An 11,420-nucleotide genomic window follows, 5' to 3' on the forward strand; every position below is an offset into this window, starting at 1 on the left:
ACCAGTTTTGAGGTGGTCAACTACCTAATTTTCAGGGAAAAAGTACCTGAATTTTCCCCCGATCCCCGCAATGGCTGGCACTTTTTGAGGGGAAAAAAGTCCAAAAGTCTTATCCAACAAGGTTTTTAGATTTATTCAGCAGACCCTAACTATATTATCACTTCTCCTCACCAATCCCATCACACAAATGTCTATCCTCCTCCTTAACGCCAGAATTAGGATTGTGCAAATAAACCCGCACCCAATCGCAACTACGCCCCATTAAAGCGTTTAAGTCCTGCATTGTCCTACAATCTTTCTGTATTGTCCTACAACTCTTCTGCATCGCCCTACAATCCTTCTGTATCCTCACAAAGAAGTCTAAACCAAGATTAACGGGATTTTAGGATTAACTGGATTATTTACTTGGAAACTCCTGACAATCTTTTAAGATTGAGCATCCTGAAAATCCTCTAATCCTCAAAATCCTGATACTGACGATTTACCCCCAATCCCATCACACAAACCCCTATCCTCCTCCCTGACACCAGAATTAGGATTGTGCAAATAAGCCCGCACCCAATCGCAACTACGCCTCATTAAATCACTTAAACCCCAACCATTGCTTCCATTCCACAGTTTGATTGTGCCGTCTTCACTACCAGAAGCTAAGGTCTTACCGTCTGGACTAAAACTAACACTATAGACATAGTTATCATGCCCCTTGAGAGTGCGTATTTCCTTGCCAGTTTCTACACTCCAGAGCTTGATAGTGTTGTCGGCACTACCAGAAGCCAAGATTTTACCATCGGGACTAAAACTAACGCTATAAACCTCTCTATGATGTCCCTTGAGGGTGCTTATTTCTTTGCCTGTCTCTACATTCCAGAGTTTGATAGTGTCGTCACCACTACCAGAGGCCAAGATTTTACCATCGGGGCTAAAACTAACCTCACTAACCCAGCTATTATGCCCTTGGAGAGCCCGTATTTCTTTGCCTGTCTCTACATTCCAGAGTTTGATGCCGTCATCACCAATACCAGAAGCCAATATTTTGCTGTCGGGGCTAAAGCTAACACTAGAAACATAGCTATTATCCCCCGGAGGGATGAGGATTAGGTTTTTTGCTTCTAGATCCAAGATTAAGATTGTCTGCCAACTACCAGATGCCAATATCTTACCGTCGGGGCTAAAACTAACGCTAGTGATTTTATTGACTGAGTTATCAAGCTTTTTAACCTCAAGGGTGAAGAGTTGGGTTCCTGTTTCTAGATTCCAGAATTTGATGGTGTCGTCATCACTGCCAGAAGCTAAAGTTTTGCCATCAGGGCTAATACTAACGGTATTGACACGATTATCATGCCCCTTGAGGGTGCGAATTGCCTTACCTGTCTCTAGATTCCAGAGTTTGATGGTGAAATCGCCACTACCAGAAGCTAAGGTCTTGCCATCGGGGCTAAAACTAACGCTCTCGACTCCTATATCATGCCCCTTAAGGGTGCGGATTTCAGTTTCTGTCTCTAGATTCCATAGTGAAATTGTCTGTCCACTACCACTCGCCAAAGTCTTGCCGTCGGGACTAAAACTAACGTTATTAACCCGATCATCATATCCCTTAAGGGTGAAGAGTTGAGAGCCTGTCTCTAGATTCCATAGCTTAATTGTCTTATCGGCACTACCACTGGCCAAAGTCTTGCCATCGGGACTAAAACTAACGCTAGAGACTCCCCAATTATGCCCCTTGAGAGTGCGAATTTCTTTACCGGTTTCTACATTCCAGAGTTTGATGGTTAAGTCACCACCACTAGCCAAAGTCTTGCCGTCGGGGCTGAAACTAATGCTAGTGACCCCGTTATTATGCCCCTTGAGGGTACGGATTTCTTTGCCTGTCTCTACATTCCAGAGTTTGATAGTGTTCTCACCAATATCAGAAGCCAAAGTCTTACCGTCGGGGCTAAAATTAACGCTCCTAACCCAGCTATCATGCCCCTTGAGGGTGCGGATTTCCTTGCCTGTCTCTAAATTCCAGAGTTTGATAGTCTTGTCATAACTACCACTGGCCAAAGTCTTGCCATCGGGGCTAAAATTAGTGCTAGTGACTTGATCATAATGTCCCTTAAGGGTAAGGATTTCCTTGCCTGTCTCTAAATGCCAGAGTTTGATAGTCTTGTCATAACTACCAGAAGCTAAAATCTTGCCGTCGGGGCTAAAACTAACACTATTGACTGCGCCATGATGACCCATAAGGGTATTGATTTCAGTTCCAGTCTCTAGATCCCAGAGTTTAATAGTGTAATCCGAACTCCCAGAAGCTAATATCTTGCTGTCGGGGCTAATACTGATGCTCGTGATTTCGCCATGATGTCCTTCTAAGCGATTATATTCCCTTCTTTCGGCAAGAACTGTTTGCAAAGCATTCATTACCTCTGAGTTGGTTGTGCGTTGATTTTGCAGGATTTTTCCTGCTTTAATCGCTTGCACAAAAGCTTCCAATTCTTTATGCTCATTAAATAGAGACAAAGAATATCTACCCAGAGACTCTGCTTGATTATATTCTGCTTGTTTTTTCTCATTCCACGCCATCAAACCCAATCCCGTACTAATCACCACCGCTACCAAGGAACCCGCCGCAATCCTTCGCGCTGTTCTAATTTTTTCATTTTTTTGTCGTTCTGCTTGACTAATACTCGCCTTAATAAACTCTATCGCCACAGTATCTAAATTAGGCAGAGAATTATTCTTTTGAAACTCAACAATTTTGGCTAACTTAGAACCTCCCCAAAGCTCACTACTCGCTTTTACTGCATCTTGCTTCTGTAAATCATCCCACTGTTTAGCATCAGCATATAAACGACTTCTCAGAACAATTATCTCCTCTTTTTCTCGAATTAAATCCTGTAACACTTGCCAACACCGCAACAATTCTTCATGTGCCACCTCAACCGTTGCTTTCCCGTCTTCTCCCTTACTCACCAAAAGACGATTATCTATTAATTGATAGAGAACTTCCCTTTGCATTTCCTCCTGTTCAAAACTCGATTTATCCGCCCTTCTGCTAACCGCTTTTTCCCCTTCTAAACTAATTAACTCTAGAAAAATTTCCTCTGCTGCTTTCCGTTGCTGTTCATTAAATTGACTATAAATTTTATCCGCTTGTTTTTCTAGCGCACCCGTTACCCCACCAATCTCTTGATAAATCTTATTATTTAAAACCCGCTCTTGAATATGATCTTTTTCCCACAATAAATCTAACGTATATTGTAACAGAGGTAAAGAGCCAGCCTGTTCATAAAAATCGGCAATAATTTGATTAATTAATCCCTTTTCAAAGATTACCCCATTTCTCGCCGCCGGTTCAGCAATAGCTAATCTTAACTCACTTTCGTCCATATCCGTTAACATCTTGCTATACTGATCATGGATTTTTCCTAAACTGGGATAAGGACTTAATTTATCTAAAAAATCCGCCCTCATCGTCATCACAATTTTAACTAAATTATTATTATTTTCATTTTCAATTAATTTAATCAAACTTTTAATAAAAATATCTCTTTCCGTCTTCGGTGTACGAGTAAATAATTCCTCAAATTGGTCAATAAAAATAAACCATAAATCAGAATTATTTTTTAATCCTTCAACCACATTAATTAAAGTCTCTTCTTTAACAGCTTGTGCTAATTTCGCTTGGGATTGTTTATATCTATTTGCCAAAAGACAACCATAAAAAGACTCAAAGGGATTAACATCAGGAACAAAAGTTAAATTAACCAATTTATTTGCGCCAAAATTATCCTTTAACTTAGGAATTAAACCCGCTTGAACTAGAGAAGACTTACCACTTCCCGACGCACCTAAAAGCAGTAAAACATTCTTTTGCTTTAAATAATCGGTTAACTCAATAATCCAATTATCTCGCCCAAAAAACCTATCCTTATCATCTACCTCAAACTTCCTTAAACCCAAATAAGGTGAACCCGTAATTAAAGTTTGAGACTGAATCTCAACTCCTGACTTTTGGGTGATAATATATTGATTGATTACACCCCCACTAATATCACCCGCAATTCCCTTAAATTCACCATCACCAATAAGACCTTTAACATCACCCCCTATTTCTGAATAATAACTTTTATCAGTCATTTTTGCTACCCCAAAATTATTCTCTTAAAGTTAACTTTAAATTGCAGTTTTAAAACTAGAAATCTTTAAGGACTTCCTACTAGACCAAACAATTTAGCCAAACCGCCTAAAATCGTTACAATTAAAGCGACTAAAATCCCTCGACTGACAAACTCTTGATTCTCTAAGCGCTTTTCTACGCCATCATTTTTTCCCTCTAGACGCTTCTCAATACCATCAATTTTTTCCTCTAGACGCTTCTCGACACCATCAATTTTTTCCTCTAGACGCTTCTCGACACCATCAATTTTTTCCTCCAGACGCTTCTCGACACCATCAATTTTTACCTCCAGAAGCTTAATTTCACCTTTAACTTCACTAAGTTCAATCTTAATATCAGTAACATCTTTTTGAAGATTGTCTAACTTTTGATTGATTTGAATTAGAAAATCTTTAAGTTCTACCTCAACAGTAATTGACATAAATTTCCCTCCTAAATAATCCTCAACTAATTAATCTTCTGACTAATATTTCCACCACTAATATCTCCTGAAATTCCCTTAAAAGTACCATCTCCCACCATTCCTTTAATATCACCACCAACATTAATATTATACTTACCTGCGGCAAATTCTTCAGGTTTTAATTGCTTAAGTAATTCTTCTGCTGTCTTAATAACCTCTGCATCTCTATCAATTTTTGCTTCAAGTAACTCTTCTTTGAGCAGTGTTTTTACCCCCTCTGAATCTGGTTTTTTCTCATGTTTATCGACGATATCACTATCATCTGTTTTCCCTTTTTCTGCAAATTTCTTCTTAATCAACGCTTTTAAACTCTCATAAGCATCCTTAACGGCTGTTCCTGCCGTATCCTTAGCAGCAGCAACCGCACCAGCAGCCAACGCAGCGAGAATTAGAGAAATCGGTTCCATTGCCTGAGACTCCAAATTAGATATTGCTAACTCAATCTTAGATCAAAGCAAAGTATCTGACGCGATTATGGCGCAGGTATTGGGCGCGGATGGCTTGCTCGTTGGGGTTGTTGGCTACCACTGCCAGTTGCACATAGGTGGGATAGTAGCGACAGAAGGTGTAAATCTCACTGTCATCGATGCCCTGCTTGTTCAGTAAAAATCGTTCGCACTGAGGGATGATTTCGACGGGATAGCCGAAAATCTGGACAAAACTGGGAGTAGCAGTCCTCTAGATGCGCCCAATCAAGCGCACACTCAGATGAAAATTGCTCAAATTCACTTTAACCTAGATTTGTAGAAGTTGGATTAAATTATCTCAAGGGAACAAAACCGGCTTTTTCAATTAATTCCTGTCCTTGATCGGTTAATAATAAATCAGCGTAAGCTTCCCCCGCTTGTTCGTCTAATTGACCATTTTGTTTGATAATAACAAAAAGACGACGGGTGATCGGGTATTCTCCCTTTTGAAAAGCTAATTCATTCAGTTGATTACGCTTCTGGGGACATTGGGAAGACGGGATCGAAGGTTCTTGATAGGGGGCAACTAACTTATTTTCGCTTTTACCGAGGGGTAAAGTTTTAATTCCACACTGGGGAACTACTTCCGGTGCAGAAGCATAGTAAATTCCTCCTAAATTTTGGGAAACTTTTCTGAGAGCGGGAGTTGTACTATAAACGTACTGAGTATTATTTCCAAAATCGGCTTTTTCTAAAACCTGATCGATAAAAAATTCCACGGTTCCCCCATCTTCCTTGCGTCGGGAATAGGGAATAATCGCTAAATTAGGCCCGCCCACTTGCCGCCAATTGCTAATTTTTCCTGTATAAATATCTTTTAATTGGGTAATTGTTAGACCGGAAACTGGTAAATCGGGATGAACTGCGATCGCAATTCCATCGATAGCCACGGGAACCTCTTTTAAGGTCAATCCCCGTTGTTGAGCGCGTTGTATTTCCTCATCTTTGAGCGATCGAGATGCTTGGGAAAAAGCCAATTGATTCTCGATTAACATCCGAATAGTTACTAATTCTGTACGCAAATATTGCATCTAGAATTAGCTTTGTACGCTTTGACCCGTACTGGGTTAACTACGAACCTCTCTATCGGATTCCCGCTAAAGGCGGCCTCTCCGACTACCTTTCTTCCAATATTTAAGGAACCATTAATATCTGCTCCATAGAAATAACCCGACGAGCTTCTGAATAGTCCTCTTTTAATTCTCTTGCCCAAATAGCTTTTTTGCTTTTGAATAGACTCTAAGTCCAAGAAACTACATTTAGAGGTATAGCTTTCATTAGTTGTTTTGACCTCTATTCCTACTAAATTTGCTTTATAGGTAAGTTGTTCGATAAACCTTGAATGAGGAATATTTACGAATGACTGGTTATTTCTATCTCCAATATTAATGTTTTGTTTCCAGCCTTGATTATGACCAATAACTAAAAGGTTAATTTGATGAGCTAGTAATTTATCAATAATATATTTACTAGCGGTGTGGAGGTAATAATCCACCTGGCAATTACGCTTTAAAGTTAAACCTTGTATTCTTTTACTGGTCTTCTGTAGACTGGGTAATTCCGATTTGAGTTTAGCTAGTGTCTTGTTGTACTTTTGATTGCAGGATTTTAAGGCTTTTCCACATACTAAAGTTGGCTGAAATTCGGGAATATTAGAGGTAACAGCAGCTAGGTTATTTAAGCCTAAATCGATAAAAGCATATCTTTCTCCCTCTTGACTTGATGAGGATGGTTGTTCATAGACAATCTCTAAACAATAAGCACCCAATTTAGGAATAATCCTGACCTCTAAGACTTCCTTTAAATTAGTTTTAAATTCTAAATTAGTCCCTGATAGCTTGATTAAACCTTGCTTCAACGCTTTTTGAGAAATGGCTTGATAGTTATAAGTTAAAACGTTTCTACCTTTTTCCTTGTCTTTGTATCTTGGCAACTTAGGCTCTCCTGTAAATTTATCTGGCGATTTTTTGTATTGTTCTTTCGCTTTTTGGTAAGATTTAAAGGTTTTTTCTACTTGCTTTAATACTAACTGACTTACTTTGGCGGGTAAGGCTTGATAATCTGGACTCATTTTTAAGGCATGATGTAACTCAGTCATTGTTAAAAATGGTTGATGTGAAAAGAAAACTTGACGGTTTAAATAAACAGCACAATTATACAGATTCTTCGATAAAAATCCTAATTTATCAATTACTGAATAATTTTTGTGATTAAATTTAATTAGATGTTTTTGAACTAATTTCATCATTCTCCTCAAGGCATTTAATTAAACATTCTGTCTTTCTATTTCGTCGTCTTAATGAGTATAATCGAGCGCAAAATGAGGTAATTATGCTCACGAAGTCTTGCATTAAATCGTCTTTTCTTTCTTCTGCTAGATTAACGACCTCTAGATCTCTATTTGTTTGAGTTAAAAGAACTTTCAGATAATTAAACCCTACTCTGCTTAAACGATCTTTATGTTCTACGACAATCAAATTATAATCAGTTTGTTCTAGAAGTTTTAATAATAGCTTTCGATGATCATTGACTCCACTTCCTACTTCTTTAACTACTCGAACAATTTGATAGCCTTTCGCAATACAATAAGCTTCCAATCTTTTTGCCTGAGTCTCTAAGTTAGATTGATTTTCTGAACTAGAAACTCGCGCATAAATAGCTACTTTATTTTCACCGCAAGAACGGTCATCTTCAAAAATAATAATTGTTCCTGTAGGAAGACGTTCTCCTTGTAACTGCCCTCGATTCCACATTCTCCAAGCAGTGTCATAACTGATCCCTTTTTTCTTAGCATAATCTGATAGTTTCATGTGAACTGCAATGTAAACTTGTACTAACCAGATTAGCAGTTGTTTGCAGTCATTTGCATATATTTTTTACAAAACTTTACAATACCGCTGCCGGTGCCGGGGGTTCCCGTAGTGGGATCGGTATAGACGAGGCGAAATTTCGGCCAGACTTGCTGGATAATAAAGTCCACTTCCTTGCGAATCGGGGCCCAAGTGGTACTTCCCCCGTAGTTAAATAATCCTTCCGGGACATTTTTAACTGCACCTAAAGTTTCAGAAATTTGATTATTCGAGGAGGAAGAAGAATTAGATCGATCATTGAGATTGGGAAAGGTTTTGTTGAGCAACCACCAAGCAATTCCTCCTAAAAGTGCCGATGTCACCATAACCGTCAACAGCAGGGGAAGAATTTCATTTTTCTGGGACATAAAATCAGGATCAGGCTTCGGACTACTTTAATGATAATCCCAGCTTTTTTTAACGACCCTAACTTTTACAATTCTGTCGGGTTATGCCAAGGATTAACTGAACTTCCCCGTATAAATATACTAGCTATGGCTAAAAGTCTCACAGAGCCTGAGTTAAAGCAGTATAATACTAATGTATTACTAGACACACACTCCTGAATTCCTTACGCAGATAGGGTTTGAAGCAAAATTTTTCCAATTTGACCCTTCGACCATTATAGCTTGTTTCGGGGCAGAAAACCATCAAAAACATGGCTAAAGAGGGAATCGCTTACTCTAGAGATTAATGACACCATCTGTTACAATAAGGTTAGCGATCGCTACACAGCCAACTCTACGGAATCGCTCTACTCTAGATACAGTCAACGGTACAGCGGCTCGACTGAGCTCGCCGAACGTCCATTTTCAAGGGAAAATGTACCCGGAGACGGCTTGTCAATTTTTTAGTATTTCTGTATGGGGGAAGTCGAGTTATAATCAAAATATCATTATTTTGGAGTAAAAGAAAAATGCGTAAACAGACCATTCAATATACATCATCTTTAGATGCTTTGATTGCTGTTGCCAAACGAATCAGCCTCTATGAGAACCAACATAAAATGGATTCCGAAGATTTTTATAACCACTATAATCAAGGAATATTCTCAGATGATTCCTATTTATAGAATGGGCAAATGATTACCGTCATTACCTTGCTTTGCGTCAATAATTAGAACAAAAATTAAATCATGCCGCTTAAACTTTTAGATGATTAACTCAATCAAGTATAACAAGCAATTGTGCATTATCAAAATGCCTATGCAGAACTTTATTAAGAAGAAATACTGACATCAAAAAGAGCTAATTTAAAATTAGGTTGCGTTTCAATCAGACCCATTTATTAGAAATAAACGAAGCCATAGTAATCACAGATAATTACTTGGAATTTCTAGATTATCGTTACCATTTCCAAGATGAACAAAATAACCTAGTTTTCCGTTATGATAGTACCCCTCACTTTCCCAATCTTTCTACTTTTCCACATCACAAGCATTTAAGTACCTAAGCAAAATTAATTACACATTTCGATCAAGCTTTTGCCTTTTGCCTCTTGCCTTTTGCCTATCCTAACCAAGAAATTAATTTTGCACGACTACTTACCAAACGATGTAATTAGGGTTTGCTGAAAAAGTTTGTTGGTGGGGTTAGGAGTCAGGAGTCTCCGAGTCAGGAGTCAGGAGTTTCAGGCTTTGTTGCCCTCTCTTTTTGTACTAACTTATGTACTATAAAAAGGATAATGCCAGGTTTTTGAAGGTCTTAATCCTATTTTCGCAGCATGAACATCGGATTTTAACAGGTCAAAAGCCTTATTTTAAAAGGGTTTTACCATTATTCAGCCAGCCCTAAATAAAACATATTTAATGCGATCGCCCCTCGCACCCCAGAAAAGCCCATCCCTTCGCCGCTCTCTTGGGAGATCGCCCTCAATCCCCAATCGAGTAATCAATAGCTAGATGAAGTATAAGAAATATAAATAGCAACAACCTTGACAAAATCGGGGGGGGAGGGTATAATGCGTGGGAATTTAGCTAAACACTGTATTCTATGCCACTCAAAAGTTCCCTTTGTTATTCCGTCGCCCTCGCCACGGTAGCCACCGCCACCCTCGCACCAGTTGCCAGCGCCGCAACTTTTAACTTTTCCTACACCTCCAGCGCAGGAACGATCACTGCGACGGTTGACGGAACCCTGCAACTGGATAACAACACGGTATTCGTCAGTTCTATCAGTAATACCACCTTTAACGGCTCTCCCGCCCCCGCTCTTCCGTTCGTAGGTTCTTTTGCCGGTGTCATCTCTAGTGGTTCTGTAACGGGTCAGGCGGTGCTATCCTTAGACGGATCGGGACTAGATTTTGCCGCTTGTGACAACACGGCTTGTAGTAGTAGTGGATTCGGCTTTTCACCCCCTAACGTTGTTGGTAATCCGTTCGACCTGTTCGCTTCCATCGGTGGCTACGGTTCTGTTCCTCTTCCAGGCGGCGAACTCTTCGTTATCACCAATTATTCCCTGACCCCGGTTCCCGAACCAGCGACGGTTCTCGGTTTACTCTCCGTTGCCGGGGTCGGTTTATTGTGCAAAGGCCGGAAACTAGAAGGGTAATTTTGACCGACTGATCCCCCCTGCCCTCCTTATCAAGGTGGGGTTGACTCATAGTAGGGTTGACTCATAGTAGGGTTGATTCATAGTAGGGTTGATTCATGAATCAACCCTACTTATCAAGGGGGGTGTCTGACAACTTTTAACACCTACCTACTTAACCAAAGGGATTAACGATCATCAATTGATTCTCGATTCGCTGACCATCTTGTAAATCTTCACTGTAGAGAATTTGACAGCCCGCTTCCAGAGCGCTGGCCAGTATTAAACTATCAAAAAAAACTTTATCGGGCATTAGCCTCGTCCCGATCGAATGTAAATCCCCGTGTATTTAAAGAAATCGCCTCGAACATCGTTTTTTCAGTTTTCTGGCTCGGATCGGGGATGATTTCCGAGTCATCCAAAACAATCACCCGCATCATCTTACCTTCCCATCGAGAAGAATATCGGGGGGGAACGCTCACCCGACCCTTATGAATAACCGTCCTAAATTCGATCGCTTCCATACATGGCTCCAATTAAACCCTATCTCTACTTTAGCTCTAGAGTTAGGCGAGCGATTAAATCCTATCAGGGGAACTGGGACAACGGGAACACCGAAACGGAGACTTTGACATCCTCACCGCCGTAAACGGACGGTGATTCCTCACCACGCCACCTTTTTAGGATGGTCGTTGAATGGGGTTGACGCTTCACAGGATGCTGCTACCTTAGCGGTAGTCTTACGCTTTCCTCCACGTCCGTTTTGAGTGTCCGAATGCCCTCCGGCCACTTTGAACAAGTCGAAAAAATCTAATGTTCAACCTTATTTCCTAGAAAGTTTTACTCGTTCAAGGCCGAATTTGAATTCTTTTCTGAACAAAACCCCCTACTATCTGTTGTCAAGGTTCAGTTTTTAGCTTGGTTATCGCTTTTTCCATTGTAGCTTAAAGCCGT

General features: G+C 40.0%; 12 protein-coding genes and 1 pseudogene. 3 read left to right on the forward strand and 10 right to left on the reverse strand.

Annotated elements, in window-relative coordinates; translation table 11 throughout:
* Nucleotides 1-157: 157 nt before the first annotated feature.
* The 8 genes from IM456_RS19565 to IM456_RS19600 all read right to left on the reverse strand — a co-directional run bounded on the left by IM456_RS19565 (nucleotide 158) and on the right by IM456_RS19600 (nucleotide 8,306).
* Complete coding sequence (locus IM456_RS19565) at nucleotides 158-283, reverse strand: hypothetical protein (protein ID WP_256378255.1); 126 nt, start codon at nucleotides 281-283, stop codon at nucleotides 158-160.
* A gap of 176 nt (nucleotides 284-459) precedes the next feature.
* The gene (locus tag IM456_RS19570; RefSeq protein WP_287694240.1) at nucleotides 460-4,119 is read right to left on the reverse strand and encodes an nSTAND1 domain-containing NTPase; all 3,660 of its coding nucleotides are present in this window, start codon (nucleotides 4,117-4,119) and stop codon (nucleotides 460-462) included.
* A gap of 65 nt (nucleotides 4,120-4,184) precedes the next feature.
* The gene (locus IM456_RS19575) at nucleotides 4,185-4,580 is read right to left on the reverse strand and encodes a hypothetical protein (RefSeq protein WP_287694238.1); all 396 of its coding nucleotides are present in this window, start codon (nucleotides 4,578-4,580) and stop codon (nucleotides 4,185-4,187) included.
* Nucleotides 4,581-4,606: 26 nt separating this feature from the next.
* Nucleotides 4,607-5,029, reverse strand: a complete 423-nt coding sequence (locus tag IM456_RS19580) for a Het-E N-terminal domain-containing protein (RefSeq protein WP_287694235.1) — start codon at nucleotides 5,027-5,029, stop codon at nucleotides 4,607-4,609.
* Between the two features lie 353 nt (nucleotides 5,030-5,382).
* Nucleotides 5,383-6,120 (reverse strand): PstS family phosphate ABC transporter substrate-binding protein, encoded by a 738-nt coding sequence (locus IM456_RS19585; protein WP_502845910.1) that lies wholly within the window; start codon nucleotides 6,118-6,120, stop codon nucleotides 5,383-5,385.
* Nucleotides 6,096-7,334, reverse strand: coding sequence for an RNA-guided endonuclease InsQ/TnpB family protein (locus IM456_RS19590; protein WP_265795891.1), 1,239 nt, complete (start codon nucleotides 7,332-7,334; stop codon nucleotides 6,096-6,098). Before IM456_RS19590 ends, IM456_RS19585 begins: the two co-directional genes overlap by 25 nt.
* A complete protein-coding gene (locus IM456_RS19595) occupies nucleotides 7,306-7,899 on the reverse strand; it encodes an IS607 family transposase (protein ID WP_104395485.1) in 594 nt (197 codons plus the stop codon). The genes IM456_RS19590 and IM456_RS19595 overlap by 29 nt, the downstream gene beginning before the upstream one ends.
* A gap of 32 nt (nucleotides 7,900-7,931) precedes the next feature.
* The gene (locus IM456_RS19600) at nucleotides 7,932-8,306 is read right to left on the reverse strand and encodes a hypothetical protein (RefSeq protein ID WP_253881084.1); all 375 of its coding nucleotides are present in this window, start codon (nucleotides 8,304-8,306) and stop codon (nucleotides 7,932-7,934) included.
* 548 nt (nucleotides 8,307-8,854) lie between these two features.
* Between IM456_RS19600 and tumA the strand changes: the two are divergent.
* The 3 genes and pseudogenes from tumA to IM456_RS19615 all read left to right on the forward strand — a co-directional run bounded on the left by tumA (nucleotide 8,855) and on the right by IM456_RS19615 (nucleotide 10,487).
* A pseudogene (tumA, locus tag IM456_RS19605) lies at nucleotides 8,855-9,054 on the forward strand (antitoxin TumA).
* Between the two features lie 147 nt (nucleotides 9,055-9,201).
* Nucleotides 9,202-9,390 carry a toxin TumE gene (gene tumE / locus IM456_RS19610; protein WP_353737734.1) on the forward strand — a complete coding sequence of 63 codons (189 nt, stop codon included), beginning with the start codon at nucleotides 9,202-9,204 and terminating at the stop codon, nucleotides 9,388-9,390.
* 539 nt (nucleotides 9,391-9,929) lie between these two features.
* Nucleotides 9,930-10,487, forward strand: a complete 558-nt coding sequence (locus IM456_RS19615) for a PEP-CTERM sorting domain-containing protein (protein ID WP_287694216.1) — start codon at nucleotides 9,930-9,932, stop codon at nucleotides 10,485-10,487.
* A 154-nt stretch (nucleotides 10,488-10,641) separates the two neighbouring features.
* On the opposite strand, the gene IM456_RS19620 is transcribed toward IM456_RS19615, so the two are convergent.
* Both IM456_RS19620 and IM456_RS19625 read right to left on the reverse strand, forming a co-directional pair.
* A complete protein-coding gene (locus IM456_RS19620) occupies nucleotides 10,642-10,779 on the reverse strand; it encodes a PIN domain-containing protein (RefSeq protein WP_172967357.1) in 138 nt (45 codons plus the stop codon).
* On the reverse strand, nucleotides 10,769-10,990 hold the full coding sequence (locus IM456_RS19625; RefSeq protein WP_272077835.1) for a hypothetical protein: 222 nt from the start codon (nucleotides 10,988-10,990) through the stop codon (nucleotides 10,769-10,771). The genes IM456_RS19620 and IM456_RS19625 overlap by 11 nt, the downstream gene beginning before the upstream one ends.
* Nucleotides 10,991-11,420 lie beyond the last annotated feature (430 nt).

Origin of the sequence: Microcystis sp. M079S1 (assembly GCF_020246425.1) — a bacterium.
Lineage (GTDB): Bacteria > Cyanobacteriota > Cyanobacteriia > Cyanobacteriales > Microcystaceae > Microcystis > Microcystis aeruginosa.